Consider the following 14,781-nt stretch of genomic DNA (forward strand, 5'->3'; position numbering starts at 1 on the left):
ATGCTGAACCCGAAATACACGTTCGACACGTTTGTTATCGGATCCGGCAACCGGTTTGCCCACGCCGCATCACTTGCTGTAGCGGAAGCACCGGCAAAAGCCTATAATCCGCTCTTTATATATGGGGGAGTAGGACTGGGTAAAACCCACTTAATGCATGCAATCGGACATTATGTCATTGACCATAACCCATCTGCAAAGGTTGTTTACTTATCTTCTGAGAAGTTCACCAATGAATTCATCAACTCGATTCGTGACAACAAAGCAGTCGATTTCCGCAATAAATATCGAAGCGTGGATGTTCTGCTAATTGATGATATTCAGTTTTTGGCAGGGAAAGAACAGACTCAGGAAGAATTTTTCCATACGTTCAATACGCTGCATGAAGAAAGCAAGCAGATTGTCATTTCCAGTGACAGGCCGCCAAAAGAAATTCCAACGCTAGAGGACCGCTTAAGAAGCCGGTTCGAATGGGGTTTGATTACGGATATCACGCCGCCGGACCTTGAAACAAGAATCGCCATTCTTCGCAAAAAGGCGAAAGCAGAAGGGCTCGATATTCCGAATGAGGTGATGCTGTACATAGCAAACCAGATTGATTCGAATATTAGGGAGCTTGAAGGAGCACTCATTCGTGTAGTAGCCTATTCCTCGCTGATTAATAAAGACATCAACGCAGATCTAGCAGCAGAGGCTTTAAAGGATATTATTCCAAGCTCGAAGCCGCGGATGGTGACCATTACGGATATTCAGAAAACCGTCGGTCAGCATTACCAAGTCCGGCTGGAAGATTTTAAAGCGAAAAAACGGACAAAATCCGTCGCGTTCCCTAGACAAATCGCCATGTATCTTTCCAGAGAGCTGACCGATTCTTCTCTTCCTAAAATCGGAGAAGAGTTTGGAGGGCGGGATCATACGACCGTAATCCATGCTCATGAGAAAATCAGCAAAATGCTTCAAGTGGATGATCAGCTGCAGCGCCAGGTGAAAGAAATTAAAGAATCTCTTAAAAACTAAACCGTGAATAATGTGCATAACTTTCTCTCATTCATACACAGTCTATCCACATGTTGATAGACTGTGTTTCCTTGTCTTTTTGAAGTTATCCACATAATCACAGGCCCTACTAGTACTTCTACTAGTTTTTAAAACATTATTTAATATATTTGGACGTTAGAACAGGAGGGAATCGAATGAAATTTGTCATTCAAAAAGATAAACTAGCACAAGGCGTGCAAGACGTGATGAAAGCCGTATCTTCCCGAACTACTATTCCCATTCTTACCGGAATAAAAATTGTGGCCAACAGTGAAGGAGTAACGCTAACAGGAAGTGATTCCGATATTTCCATCGAATCCTTTATCCCGATTGAGGAAAAAGGAAAGATCAATGTTGAAGTTCAGACTCCAGGAAGCATTGTGCTGCAAGCCCGTTTCTTTAGCGAGATCGTAAAAAAACTGCCTAAAGACACAGTTGAGATGGAAGTTCAGAATCATTTTTCAACGATTATCCGTTCTGGAAAAGCTGAGTTCAACCTTAACGGTCAGGATGCTCAGGAATACCCTCATCTTCCGAATGTTGAAGAGGAGAATGTTTTCCGTATTCCAACAGATCTTTTAAAAACCTTGATCAGGCAGACTGGCTTTGCTGTATCGACCTCTGAAACGAGACCGATTTTGACAGGCGTCAATTGGAAAATTGAAGATGGAGAGCTTACCTGCATCGCGACAGACAGCCACCGTCTTGCATTGAGAAAAACAAGCATTGATGCAGGCCATGAAGGAAAATACAATGTGGTGATTCCGGGGAAAAGTTTAACAGAGCTAAGCAAGATACTGGATGATTCCAATGATTTGACGGAAATGGTGTTCACAGATAACCAGGTTTTGTTTAAATCGAAAAATATTCTGTTTTTCTCAAGACTCTTAGATGGCAACTACCCGGATACATCCCGTCTGATCCCCGATGAAAGCAAAACGGATGTACTTGTTCAGACAAAAGAATTTCTTCAATCCATCGACCGTGCTTCGCTTCTTGCAAAAGAAGGCCGGAACAATGTCGTGAAACTGTCGACTTTAGAAGGCGGCATGCTCGAGATCTCTTCTAACTCTCCAGAAATCGGAAAGGTTATAGAAGAAGTACAAACAGAAGAAATTTCCGGAGAGGAATTAAAAATTTCTTTCAGCGCAAAATATATGATGGATGCTTTAAAAGCACTGGAAAGCAGCGAAATCAAAGTAAGCTTTACAGGTGCAATGAGACCGTTCCTGATCCGTACGCCAGAGGATGATACTATTCTTCAGCTGATTCTTCCGGTTCGTACGTATTAAACTCATAAGCAACATGGCTGGCATGAATGTGTCAGCCTTCTTTTTTGTACACGAGGAATGGACACTGTTCGTTTTAGAGAAATATCTTATTGTGGGTTGTTGTATAACAAGGAGCTGTCCTCTTTCCTTTTCAGCAGAAAATAGGTAAAATAGAGGGTACGCCGAAATGCAGCGATTAGATTTTGAATGATTGGGAGGTAAGAGCATGAGTGAAAAGCAGCACATTCAAATCGATACGGAATTTATTACGTTAGGACAATTTCTGAAGCTTGCGGATGTGATCCAGTCCGGAGGGATGGTGAAATGGTTTTTGAGCGAGCACGAAGTTTTTGTGAACGGTGAATCGGAAAACCGCCGCGGCAAGAAGCTGAGACACCAGGATACAGTCGAGGTTCCCGGGGTTGGATCGTTTGTTGTAATCAGCACGCATGAATAGAGCAAAGTTGGTGGGAAGATGCATATACAAGAGCTGAAGCTAAGAAATTATCGTAATTATCCGGAACTGACGGTTTCTTTTGAAAATAAAGTGAACGTCATTATCGGAGAAAACGCTCAGGGAAAAACAAACATGATGGAAGCGATTTATGTCCTGGCTATGGCAAAATCCCACCGTACCTCCAATGATAAAGATCTTATCCGCTGGGATGAAGAATATGCTAAAATAGAGGGAAGGGTCGTAAAAGCTAACGGAGCTATTCCCATGCAGCTTGTCCTTTCCAAAAAAGGAAAAAAAGCGAAAATTAATCATCTGGAACAGCAGAAGCTAAGCCAGTATATTGGGGCAGTCAATGTTATTATGTTCGCTCCCGAAGATCTGAACCTTGTTAAGGGAAGCCCCCAGGTAAGGAGAAGGTTTGTCGATATGGAGATCGGACAGGTTTCGGCTGTCTATTTGCATGACCTGAGCCACTATCAGAAAATCCTTCAGCAGCGGAATCATTACTTAAAGCAGCTGCAAATCAGGAAACAGCATGACCGGACGATGCTTGAGGTTTTGACAGAGCAGCTGAGCGAAGCAGCTGCCAAGCTGTACCGAAGACGGAAATTGTTTATTGATCAGCTGGAGAAATGGGCCCAGCCCATCCATTCAGGCATCTCGAGAGGTCTTGAAACGCTGACTATCCAATATAAATCCTCCACTGAGGTATCAGAAGATGCGGATTTGTCGAAAATGATAGAAGTATACTTGGAAAAGTTTGATAAAATAAAAGAACGAGAAATCGAGCGTGGAACGACACTTGCCGGACCGCATAGGGATGACCTGCTGTTTTTTGTTAATGGACGTGATGTTCAAACATTTGGCTCACAAGGCCAGCAGCGGACGACGGCTCTTTCTTTAAAGCTTGCAGAAATTGAATTGATACACGAAGAAATTGGAGAATATCCGATTTTACTTTTGGATGATGTGCTTTCTGAACTGGATGATTACCGGCAATCCCACCTTTTGAACACGATTCAGGGAAGGGTCCAGACATTCGTAACAACGACGAGTGTAGAAGGAATTGATCATCAGACATTAAAAGAAGCAGCTTCCTACCGGGTATCTTCTGGTGAGCTGGATCCAAACGAATCGAGGTGAGCAGCATGTATATCCATTTAGGAGATGACTTTGTCGTGCCATCCAAAGATGTCATTTTTATTATGGATTACCCCTCATCCAAGACATCTGATATTGTGTCCGAGTTTTTGGAAAAGCAGAAGGAGAAAGTGATTCAGCTTTCCGAGGGAGATGCGAAATCGATCGTTGTAACAGAAAAACATATTTATTTTTCTCCCCTGTCATCAAGCACACTCAAAAAAAGAGCGCATATCGCGTTTGATATAGATTCCACCCGAAAAATCAGCATAATGGCACCATAAGTCGTAAAGAGTAGGTGAACATAATTGGCCATGGAACAAAAACAAATGGAACAACAAGCATATGATGAAAACCAGATACAAGTACTTGAAGGCCTTGAAGCGGTTCGTAAGCGTCCCGGAATGTACATCGGTTCGACAAGCGCCAGAGGCTTGCACCACTTAGTCTGGGAAATTGTTGATAATAGTATTGATGAAGCACTCGCTGGTCACTGTGATGAAATTAACGTCATTATTGAAGAGGACAACAGCATTACCGTAACCGATAACGGCCGCGGAATTCCGGTCGGAATCCATGAAAAAATGGGACGGCCGGCTGTTGAAGTCATCATGACCGTACTCCATGCCGGAGGTAAATTCGGCGGCGGAGGCTATAAGGTTTCCGGAGGTCTTCACGGTGTTGGTGCATCTGTTGTTAATGCCCTTTCCACTTTGCTTGAAGTCAAAGTCCACCGTGATGGGAAAATCCACTACCAGCGCTTCGAGCGCGGTGTACCTCAGGGCGATCTTGAGATTATTGGGGAAACCGACAAAACAGGAACCATTATTCACTTTGTGCCTGATGATGAAATATTCACGGAAACGACAGAGTATGACTATGAAACACTGGCAAACCGTTTAAGAGAGCTTGCGTTCCTTAACCGCGGCATCAACATTGTCATTGAAGACAAGCGCGAGAATAAACGCAAAAATGAATATCACTATGAGGGCGGAATTAAATCCTATGTAGAGCATTTAAACCGGACAAAAGAAGTGATTCATGAAGAGCCTGTTTACCTTGAAGGGGAAAAAGACGGGATTACGATTGAAATTGCCCTTCAATACAACGAAGGCTATACAACGAGCATTTATTCGTTTGCTAATAACATTCATACGTACGAGGGCGGGACGCATGAGGCAGGGTTCAAGACAGCCCTTACCCGTGTAATCAACGATTATGCCCGCAAACAAAATGTGTTCAAGGACAATGATGCGAACCTGAGCGGTGAAGATGTCCGGGAAGGAATTACCGCAATCGTCAGCATTAAGCATCCTGATCCGCAATTTGAAGGACAAACAAAAACGAAGCTTGGAAATTCCGAAGCGCGTACCGTAACGGATTCACTTTTCGACCAGGGCTTCGAAACCTTCCTGCTTGAAAATCCGCAGGTTGCGAAAAAAATCGTAGAAAAAGGTCTGATGGCCGCACGTGCCAGAATGGCTGCCAAAAAGGCGAGAGAACTGACACGCCGCAAAAGTGCGCTTGAGATCTCCAACCTTCCGGGAAAACTTGCGGATTGTTCTTCTAAAGATCCATCCATCAGCGAACTGTATGTCGTGGAGGGAGATTCTGCCGGAGGCTCCGCGAAGCAAGGACGCAGCCGTCATTTCCAGGCAATCCTGCCGCTCCGCGGAAAAATCATCAACGTGGAAAAAGCGCGTCTTGATAAAATTCTATCCAACAATGAGATCCGCACGATCATTACCGCTCTTGGAACGGGAATCGGCGAGGATTTTGATATTGCAAAAGCAAGATATCATAAAATTGTCATCATGACAGATGCCGATGTCGATGGAGCGCATATCCGCACATTGCTTCTGACATTCTTCTACCGGTATATGCGTGAAATTATTGAAAGTGGCTACATCTACATTGCCCAGCCGCCGCTTTACAAAATTCAGCAGGGCAAGCGGATCGAGTATGCATACAACGACCGTGAGCTCGAGCGCATTCTTGGAGAATTACCGCAAAATCCGAAACCAGGCATTCAGCGCTACAAAGGTCTTGGAGAGATGAACCCTGAGCAGCTATGGGAAACAACGATGGATCCAGATACTAGAACCCTTCTGCAGGTCAACCTTCAGGATGCCATTGAAGCGGACGAAACGTTTGATATCCTTATGGGTGACAAGGTAGAGCCGCGCCGGAACTTTATTGAAGAAAATGCCCGGTATGTTAAAAATCTTGATATTTAATAAAAAAACTATGTTAAAGTCTGGTGTTGATTTTTAACACCTGTTGATTGGAGTGGAAGGCGAACGCCTGCTAGCTGCAATCAACAGCCAAATTTAACAGAGCTATTAAAAAAAGCCCCGCTTAAATGAGCGGGTTTTTTTGTTGGGAAAAGCACGGAGATAGCAGAAAAGAAATGTAATGTAAGAGTTTACAATAAGCCGGGCTCTTGGTATGATAAATTCATTGATTAACGTAAACGTTTACACACATATTTTTTTACCCATTTACGTAAACGTTTACCAAACGAAGGAGGAGTGCTCATCATGTTAAGAAAACGATTGATGTACAGTGTTTTTCTACTCATCGGTATGGGTTTGCTTACTTCATGCCAGGCTGAGAATACTTCGTCTGCCGGGAAAGTGAAGCTTGAGCTGTTTTCCAATAAATCTGAGAATGTCAAAACCTTTGAAGGCCTCATCGCTGAATTTGAAAAGAAAAATCCAGCGATTGATATTCAGCTTAATGCACCTCCTGAAGCAGACACAGTCCTTAAAACCAGACTCGTGAAAGAGGACATGCCGGACATGCTTGCCATTGGTGGAAACGGATCCTACGGAGAATTGGCAAACGCAGGAATCTTTTATGATTTTTCCAAAACAGACCTTCTCAATCAAGTGAAGCCTTCCTATTTAGAAATGATTAATACTCTTTCCAATGAACAGAGCGGTACATACGGTATTCCCTATTCAACCAATGCGAACGTAGTGATTTACAACAAAGAAAAATTCCAAAAGTACGGATTTGACGCTCCCAAAACATGGAGTGAATTTACAGAACAGCTGGAGAAAGTGAAGCAGGCCGGCGATGTACCGATTTACTTCACTCTCAAAGATGCCTGGACAGGGATGATTCCGTGGAATTCAATTGCAGGAAATCTGCAGGGTGAAAACTTTGCGGAGAAAAAACGAAAAGGGGAAGCAAGCTTTGAAAAAAACTATTCTGAAGTGGCGGATAAGATGCTGACTCTCTTGGAATATGGCCATAAGAATAATTACGGATACGGCTATGCAGATGGGAACAAAGCATTTGCAAATGGCGACGGTGTATTTTATCTGCAGGGAAACTGGGCAATCCCGGAAATACAGAAAATTAATCCGGAACTGGAGCTTGGGGTTTTTCCGCTCCCGGTAACAGATCAGCCTGATCAAAACAATCTTGTATCAGGAGTCGACGTACTTTTGACAATGAATAAAGACATCGAACATCCGGAAGAAGCTAAGAAGTTCTTAGCCTTTATGCTGGAGGAGAAGCAATCCAAACGGTATATCGAAGAACAAAAAGCCTTTTCTGCACTTGAAGGAGTGATTCAGGAGGACCCCGTGATGGAAGGAATCCAGGATAGTTTTAAAAACGAGCAGTTAACCGGCTTCCCTGACCATTCCTATCCGAGAGCAATACGTCCAGAGGGGATCATTCAGGAATTTTTAATCAGCAAAAACAAAGAGGCTTTTTTACGAAAAATGGACCGGGAATGGGATAAGGTTCAAAATCGCTACTAATTTCGCCTTAAGGGGGGACCAGACGGATGAAATCAAGACAACGGGCTTTCATGCTCATGACCATTCCTGCGCTTATTCTCTTTTTCATTTTTCATACATATCCGGCGCTGCAGGGAATCTATTACAGCTTTACCGACTATAAAGGCTACGGCGAATGGAATTTTGTCGGACTGAAAAACTATTTTAATGTTTTTCAGGATGAGCGGGCACTTCAGGCCTATGGATTTACGTTCAAATTTGCAATTATCGCGACAATATTAGTTAATATCTTCAGTTTGGTTATTGCCATCGGACTAAATTCAAAAATCAAATTTTCAAAGACGCTACGGGCTGTCTATTTTCTTCCGAATATCCTCAGTATTTTGATCGTTGGGTACATTTTCAACTTCATTTTCACCTTTTTTATTCCGGATATTGCTCAAGCGCTTGGCATCAATGCCCTTGCAGAAAATATCCTTGGAAAGCCTGATGCTGCCTGGATTGGGATTATCGTGGTGTCCGTATGGCAAGGCGTTGCTTTTAACACCATCCTTTATCTGGCCGGTCTCGTCACGATCCCGGAGGAGCTGTATGAAGCAGCAAGCATTGATGGAGCAGGGACCTGGAAAAAGTTCTGGAGCATTACGTTTCCTCTGATTGCACCATTCTTCACGATCAACATGGTGCTCGCAATGAAAAACTTCCTGATGGTGTTTGACCATATTATGGCGATGACAGGCGGAGGCCCGGGTACATCAACGGAATCGATTTCTTTATTGATTTTCCGCGGCGGCTTTGAGGGCGGAGAATTCGCCTATCAGTCTGCCAATGCCGTCATCTATTTCTTGGTCATTGTGATTATTTCTGTAGTTCAGCTGCGCTATCTTCAAAGAAGAGAGGTGGAACTGTGATGAAAAAAGGCAAAACAAACTGGCTTATTACAGGTCTTTTAATCGCGGGTTCCCTACTGATTCTTTTTCCGCTTTATCTCGCTGTTACGATCTCATTTAAAACGCCGGAAGAGATGGGGAAATCCCTTCTCGCCCTGCCGGAGCAATGGAACTTCTCCAACTATGCCCAGGCAATCGAGCTGACAAACTTTTTTCAGGCGATGGGCAATAGCTTATTCATTACAATTTTCGTTGTTGTTCTGACTCTGCTTACGAACTCAATGGTCGCGTATGCCATTGCGCGCAATATGCACAAAAAATTTTATAAGTTTATTTTTTACTACCTGGTTAGTGCGATGTTTATTCCTTTTCCGATCATCATGCTGCCGATTGTCAAGCAGACAGCACAATGGAATCTCGATAACCTGGTTGGGTTGATTTTTCTTTATGTTGTATACGGATTGGCTTTCAACGTGTTTTTGTATGTAGGGTATATCAAGTCTATACCAGCAGAATTGGAAGAAGCAGCGATTGTGGATGGAGCGAGTACATGGGTGGTTTTCTGGAAGGTCATCTTCCCTCTGCTTATGCCGATGAACGCAACAGTCGGCATATTGACGACTCTGTGGGCCTGGAACGACTTTATGCTGCCGCTCGTCATCATCAGCGACAGGGAGCTCTCCACTCTGCCGCTCGTGCAATTCGTCTTCCAGGGACAGTTCAGCACCGATTATAATTTAGCCTTCTCTTCTTACTTGATGGCATTAGCTCCAATGATTCTTGTCTATATCATTGCGCAAAAATGGATTATCAGCGGAGTTACGAAGGGTGCAATAAAGTAAATATGTTCTAAAGGTGTGATCCATTTTTCATCCCCCTCCGTTTACTTAGTAAATAGAGCATTTGAGGAGAGATGAAAATGAAGGTTCATATGAAAATGAAAAGAACATGGTTGGCTGTACCTCTAAGCATCGCACTATTAGTACCAGCAGCGGGTGTTGCTTCAGCCCATGAAGGACATTCAATGAATCATTCCGGCAATATGAAAATGTCAACCGAAGTCTCTAATCCTGCAATCGACTTACGAGCACAGCTTGATGCTATTCTTTCAGAACATGCATACTTGGCTGTCGTAGCGATGCAAAAAGGCATTGACGGAAAAGAAGATTTCGATGAGGCAGCTGCTCAGCTGAATGAGAATACGGATGCTCTATCAACGGCAGTCGGTTCCGTTTACGGTGAAGAAGCAGGCAATGCGTTCAAGGAGATCTGGGGCAGCCACATCGGCTACTTCGTAGATTATGTCAAAGCAACCGCTGCAAAAGATGAAGATGGCAAAATGAAGGCAAAAAAAGATCTTGATGAATATCGTGTTGAACAAGCCCAATTTTTAGATAAAGCAACAGGAGGCCGTTTAAAAGCGAAAGATCTTGAAGAAGGCCTAAAAATGCACGTAACTGAATTAATTACAGCATTTGATAGCTATACAGAAAAAGACTATGATACAACTTACAGCACAGTTAGAGAATCCATTAAGCATATGTATGGAGTAGGAAAAGGCCTTTCTTGGGCGATTACAGATCAATTCCCTGATAAATTCGAGAAAAAATCTGTTGATACTCCTGCAGCCAATCTCAGAGCTGATTTAAACTACCTGTTCTCCGAGCATGCCGCTCTTGCAGCCTTAGCGATGCAAAAAGGAATTGACGGGACAGAAGACTTTGATGAGGCTGCCGCTGCCCTTAACGAAAATACAAATGATTTATCAGCTGCTGTTGCATCCGTATACGGAAATGAAGGCGGAGAGCAGTATAAAAAAATCTGGAACAGCCACATTGGCTATCTTGTAGACTATGTGAAGGCTACAGGTGCGAAGGATGAAAAAGCAAAAGAAATGGCGTTAAAGGAGCTGGATGAATATCGTGCAGAACAAGCAAAATTCCTGGATACAGCAACAGAAGGCAGATTAAAAGCAGCGGATCTGGAAAAAGGTTTGGAAATGCATATTGATCAATTGCTAAACGCTTTTAACAGCTATAATGAAAAAGACTACGAGATGGCTTATGACAGCATCCATGAAGCCTATAATCATATGTTTGGTGTAGGTCTTGGTGTTTCAGGAGCAATCGTAGATCAATACCCTGATAAGTTTATGAGCAGCATGCCTACCGAAATGCCAAAAACAGGTATGGGCGGAACATCCGATTCAGGAAATTCTTCATTGATTTGGATGAGTGTTTCAGGATTCATTCTGGCCCTTGCTGCTATTGCAACAATTGTTCGAAAAAGAAGATTGAACTAATTGAAATAGGTTTTTTAGAGAAGAACCTCCAGTTTATTGCTGGAGGTTCTTTTTTTGATCAAAAATTCACAAAGAAAGGAGTTTTTCGCCAATAGACGTGTAATATAAAGGGATTATTGATATAATGGAGAATATGGCCTGATTTCAAACTACATAAAATCTTTGAAATAATTTTCATATAAACGGAGATAGTTTTTTCTAACTCCCAAACTAAAGTTCTGGGGAGGTTTAAACATGGCTGAAGATAAAACACCTCAAGTGAAAGAAATAAATATTAGCCAGGAAATGCGTTCTTCATTCCTGGATTATGCGATGAGCGTCATCGTATCACGTGCACTGCCTGACGTGCGCGATGGATTGAAACCGGTCCACCGCAGAATTTTGTATGCGATGAATGATCTCGGCATGACGAGCGACAAGCCCTTTAAGAAGTCGGCACGTATCGTCGGTGAAGTAATCGGTAAGTATCACCCCCATGGTGATTCCGCTGTTTACGACACAATGGTCAGGATGGCGCAGGATTTCAACTTCCGGTACATGCTTGTAGACGGACACGGAAACTTCGGTTCAGTGGACGGCGATGCAGCAGCTGCGATGCGTTATACAGAAGCGCGCATGTCTAAAATTTCAATGGAAATCCTTCGGGATATTAATAAAGATACAATTGACTATCAAGATAACTACGACGGCTCAGAAAAAGAACCAGTCGTTCTTCCGGCAAGATTCCCGAACCTGCTAGTTAACGGTGCGGCTGGAATCGCAGTCGGAATGGCTACAAACATCCCTCCCCATCAGCTGGGCGAGGTAATTGACGGTGTTCTTGCCGTTAGTAAAAATCCGGATGTAACCATTGCTGAACTAATGGAAATCATTCCAGGTCCGGACTTCCCGACTGCCGGCCAGATTCTTGGGCGCAGCGGAATCCGCAAAGCATATGAAACGGGCAGAGGTTCCATCATTGTCCGTGCAAAGGTTGAAATTGAAGAGAAGCCATCAGGCAAACAAGTTATTCTTGTCCACGAGCTTCCTTACCAGGTAAATAAAGCGAGATTAATTGAAAAAATCGCTGACCTTGTCCGCGATAAAAAAATAGAGGGTATTTCCGATCTTCGTGATGAGTCCGACCGTAACGGTATGAGAATTGTCATCGAGGTTCGCAAAGATGCCAATGCGAATGTTCTTTTAAACAACCTTTACAAGCAGACTGCTCTGCAGACAAGCTTTGGTATTAACATGCTTGCCCTTGCAAACGGCCAGCCGCAGGTACTGAACCTTAAGCAGTTCCTTGAGCATTACCTGGAACACCAAAAAGTTGTTATTAAGAGACGTACTGCCTTTGAATTGAGAAAAGCAGAAGCACGTGCTCATATTTTAGAGGGCCTGCGGATTGCGCTCGATCATTTGGATGCCGTCATCGCTTTGATTCGCGGCTCGCAGACGACTGAGATTGCCCGTCAAGGCTTAATGGAGCAGTTTTCACTCAGCGAAAAGCAGGCACAGGCGATTCTTGATATGCGTCTTCAGCGTTTGACAGGTCTGGAAAGAGAAAAAATTGAAGAAGAATACCAGGGTCTTGTACAGCTGATTGCCGAATTGAAGGCCATCCTTGCTGACGAAGAAAAAGTACTCGAAATCATCAGAGAAGAGCTTCTTGAAATTAAAGAGCGCTTCAATGATGTGCGCCGCACGGAACTGATTGCCGGCGGAGCAGAGGTATTTGAAGATGAAGATCTCATTCCTGTAGAAAACATCGTACTTACACTTACTCATAATGGATACATTAAACGTCTCCCAATCTCAACCTACCGCAGCCAGAAGCGCGGAGGAAGAGGAATTCAAGGGATGGGCACAAACGAGGATGATTTCGTCGATCAGCTTTTGACAACCTCAACCCATGACACCATTCTTTATTTCACCAATAAAGGGAAGGTATACCGCACGAAAGGGTATGAAGTGCCTGAATACGGCCGCACGGCTAAAGGTCTTCCAATCGTTAACCTTCTTGGAGTGGAGCGGGATGAGTGGGTAAAAGCCATTATTCCAGTTTCTGAATTTGTGGATGACTGGTATCTGTTCTTTACAACTAAAGAGGGGATTTCCAAACGGACTCCGCTTAGCCAGTTCGCCAATATCCGTACGAACGGTCTGATCGCCCTTGGACTGCGCGAAGAGGATGAACTTATTTCTGTCCGCCTTACGGATGGATCAAAAGACATTATTATTGGAACGAAGGACGGAATGATGATCCGTTTCCCTGAGACGGACGTTCGTCAAATGGGAAGAACCGCTACTGGAGTGAAGGGGATTAACCTTAGCGAAGGTGATGAAGTAGTCGGTATGGAGATTCTGGAAGAAGACACAGATATCCTGATTGTAACGCGGAATGGTTTTGGGAAGAGGACTCCTGCTGGGGAGTACCGTATTCAAAGCCGCGGCGGTAAAGGTTTGAAAACGTGCAATATAACAGAGAAAAACGGCTCTGTTGTATCCTTTAAAGCTTCCACCGGCGAAGAAGATCTGATGCTCATCACGGCAAATGGAGTTCTGATCCGTATGGATGTTAACGATATTTCCACGATGGGACGTAACACACAAGGTGTACGTTTGATCAGGCTGGGTGAAAATCATCATGTTGCAACGGTTGCTCTCGTTGAAAAAGAAGAGCCTGCTGCAGAAGAAGAAGAGTTGCTGGAAGAAGGGCATCATGATAGTGAATCTTCAGCTGAATAAAAAATAGTAAAAAAAAGGGACAACCATTAAAGGTTGTCCCTTTTTTTGCCGATAAAAGGAATATATAGGACAAACGGCTCATATAAGGACAGGGGGGTGTTTCGAAAATGCGCACAGGATTGGAGCAAATAATTGACGGGTGTGTTCTCTCAGAAGATATTAATGGTAAGTCTAAAGAACCATTAATGAAGAAAGAAACGGTCATGGATGAGGAAAAGCTGGAAGTTCTCCGGGCATTTATGGTAAAGGAAATAGAGGTCGAGCCTTATTTAATAAGCGGAGAGCCTTTTAAACCAGGCTATAAAATTAAAAAGAAAAATGAAGCAGATGGACGAATTGAAATGGAAACTACGGATATTTCGATTCAATTCAAAAAACAAGCCGAGCAGTTCGAGCGGATGTTTAACTCGTGGCAGTCAGGCGTATCCATCGATATTCCAAAAGTAAGGGAAATTGTACTGCCCCTAATCGATTTGTTTAAAGACCAGCCAAAAGAGCTGCTGAATATTCCAAACTACTATACGGGGAAAGATTACATAGCGCAGCATTGCCTTGCCGTCTCTCTCATGAGTTCATATATTGCGAATCAATTAAACTTTCCGAGTGGAGAGATTAATCAAATTGCTCTAGCCGGTGCACTGAGCGACTGCGGTATGTCTAAAATACAGCCGTCTGTCCTGCTTAAAAGGCTTGCTCTGACAGATAAAGAGTTTGCGGAAATTAAACAGCATTCGATTCAAGGGTACAAAATGATAAAAGATATTGCCGTAATTAAAGAAGGAGTGAAAGTCGGGGTGCTGCAGCATCATGAGAGAATGGACGGGAGCGGATATCCTTTAGGGGTAAAAGGCGATCAGCTTCATCCATACGGAAAAATTGTTGCACTGGCAGATACGTTTATGGCCATGATCTGCCCCCGTCCATACCGAAACGGACTTTCACCTTTTAAGGTATTTGAAGAAATCAAGCATGATAGCTTTGGGAAATTTGATCTCACCGCCGTAAATGTACTTTCAAAAATGCTGGCTCGTATTCTGAATGGTTCACATGTGAAATTATCGGATGGAACAATCGGGGAGGTTATTTTCACTGATTCGCAGAAACCGGTTCGTCCGATCATCCGCTTAGAGTCTAATCAGATTCTCCAGCTCGAAAAACGAATAGATCTTTATATAGTAGAAACTCTTCTCTGAGCCGG

The 14,781-nt window shown here is 43.4% G+C and carries 12 protein-coding genes; all 12 read left to right on the top strand.

Features of this window, described 5'->3' with window-relative positions; all coding sequences use genetic code 11:
- Positions 1-1,017: chromosomal replication initiator protein DnaA (dnaA, locus tag WCV65_RS00005; protein WP_211555535.1), on the top strand; the 1,017-nt coding region annotated here is incomplete at its 5' end.
- A gap of 176 nt (positions 1,018-1,193) precedes the next feature.
- Positions 1,194-2,330 carry a DNA polymerase III subunit beta gene (gene dnaN / locus WCV65_RS00010; RefSeq protein WP_338779198.1) on the top strand — a complete coding sequence of 379 codons (1,137 nt, stop codon included), beginning with the start codon at positions 1,194-1,196 and terminating at the stop codon, positions 2,328-2,330.
- A 205-nt stretch (positions 2,331-2,535) separates the two neighbouring features.
- Entirely contained in the window at positions 2,536-2,766 is a 231-nt protein-coding gene (gene yaaA / locus WCV65_RS00015; RefSeq protein WP_035408461.1) for a S4 domain-containing protein YaaA, read from the top strand.
- A gap of 18 nt (positions 2,767-2,784) precedes the next feature.
- Positions 2,785-3,909, top strand: coding sequence for a DNA replication/repair protein RecF (recF, locus tag WCV65_RS00020; protein WP_338779201.1), 1,125 nt, complete (start codon positions 2,785-2,787; stop codon positions 3,907-3,909).
- Between the two features lie 5 nt (positions 3,910-3,914).
- Positions 3,915-4,190: an extracellular matrix/biofilm biosynthesis regulator RemA family protein gene (locus WCV65_RS00025; protein ID WP_035408456.1), complete on the top strand. Its 276-nt coding sequence runs from the start codon at positions 3,915-3,917 to the stop codon at positions 4,188-4,190.
- A 30-nt stretch (positions 4,191-4,220) separates the two neighbouring features.
- Positions 4,221-6,143 carry a DNA topoisomerase (ATP-hydrolyzing) subunit B gene (gene gyrB, locus WCV65_RS00030; protein WP_035408532.1) on the top strand — a complete coding sequence of 641 codons (1,923 nt, stop codon included), beginning with the start codon at positions 4,221-4,223 and terminating at the stop codon, positions 6,141-6,143.
- A gap of 303 nt (positions 6,144-6,446) precedes the next feature.
- Positions 6,447-7,682: an ABC transporter substrate-binding protein gene (locus tag WCV65_RS00035; RefSeq protein WP_338779203.1), complete on the top strand. Its 1,236-nt coding sequence runs from the start codon at positions 6,447-6,449 to the stop codon at positions 7,680-7,682.
- Between the two features lie 26 nt (positions 7,683-7,708).
- A complete protein-coding gene (locus tag WCV65_RS00040; protein ID WP_035408452.1) occupies positions 7,709-8,572 on the top strand; it encodes a sugar ABC transporter permease in 864 nt (287 codons plus the stop codon).
- Positions 8,572-9,393 carry a carbohydrate ABC transporter permease gene (locus tag WCV65_RS00045; RefSeq protein ID WP_338779206.1) on the top strand — a complete coding sequence of 274 codons (822 nt, stop codon included), beginning with the start codon at positions 8,572-8,574 and terminating at the stop codon, positions 9,391-9,393. Before WCV65_RS00040 ends, WCV65_RS00045 begins: the two co-directional genes overlap by 1 nt.
- An 89-nt stretch (positions 9,394-9,482) precedes the next feature.
- Entirely contained in the window at positions 9,483-10,853 is a 1,371-nt protein-coding gene (locus WCV65_RS00050; protein ID WP_338782399.1) for a copper amine oxidase, read from the top strand.
- Positions 10,854-11,087: 234 nt separating this feature from the next.
- Positions 11,088-13,583 carry a DNA gyrase subunit A gene (gene gyrA, locus WCV65_RS00055; RefSeq protein ID WP_338779208.1) on the top strand — a complete coding sequence of 832 codons (2,496 nt, stop codon included), beginning with the start codon at positions 11,088-11,090 and terminating at the stop codon, positions 13,581-13,583.
- A gap of 107 nt (positions 13,584-13,690) precedes the next feature.
- Positions 13,691-14,776 carry an HD-GYP domain-containing protein gene (locus tag WCV65_RS00060; RefSeq protein WP_338779210.1) on the top strand — a complete coding sequence of 362 codons (1,086 nt, stop codon included), beginning with the start codon at positions 13,691-13,693 and terminating at the stop codon, positions 14,774-14,776.
- Positions 14,777-14,781 lie beyond the last annotated feature (5 nt).

It is taken from the genome of Metabacillus sp. FJAT-52054, assembly GCF_037201815.1.
GTDB classification, from domain to species: Bacteria; Bacillota; Bacilli; order Bacillales; family Bacillaceae; genus Metabacillus_B; species Metabacillus_B sediminis.

Excerpts from the sequence above, each read along its gene's own strand:
- dnaN (WP_338779198.1), top strand. The coding sequence starts at position 1,194 with ATGAAATTTGTCATTCAAAAAGATAAACTAGCACAAGGCGTGCAAGAC.
- yaaA (WP_035408461.1), top strand. The coding sequence starts at position 2,536 with ATGAGTGAAAAGCAGCACATTCAAATCGATACGGAATTTATTACGTTA.
- recF (WP_338779201.1), top strand. The coding sequence starts at position 2,785 with ATGCATATACAAGAGCTGAAGCTAAGAAATTATCGTAATTATCCGGAA.
- WCV65_RS00025 (WP_035408456.1), top strand. The coding sequence starts at position 3,915 with ATGTATATCCATTTAGGAGATGACTTTGTCGTGCCATCCAAAGATGTC.
- gyrB (WP_035408532.1), top strand. The coding sequence starts at position 4,221 with ATGGAACAAAAACAAATGGAACAACAAGCATATGATGAAAACCAGATA.
- WCV65_RS00035 (WP_338779203.1), top strand. The coding sequence starts at position 6,447 with ATGTTAAGAAAACGATTGATGTACAGTGTTTTTCTACTCATCGGTATG.
- WCV65_RS00040 (WP_035408452.1), top strand. The coding sequence starts at position 7,709 with ATGAAATCAAGACAACGGGCTTTCATGCTCATGACCATTCCTGCGCTT.
- WCV65_RS00045 (WP_338779206.1), top strand. The coding sequence starts at position 8,572 with ATGAAAAAAGGCAAAACAAACTGGCTTATTACAGGTCTTTTAATCGCG.
- WCV65_RS00050 (WP_338782399.1), top strand. The coding sequence starts at position 9,483 with ATGAAAATGAAAAGAACATGGTTGGCTGTACCTCTAAGCATCGCACTA.
- gyrA (WP_338779208.1), top strand. The coding sequence starts at position 11,088 with ATGGCTGAAGATAAAACACCTCAAGTGAAAGAAATAAATATTAGCCAG.
- WCV65_RS00060 (WP_338779210.1), top strand. The coding sequence starts at position 13,691 with ATGCGCACAGGATTGGAGCAAATAATTGACGGGTGTGTTCTCTCAGAA.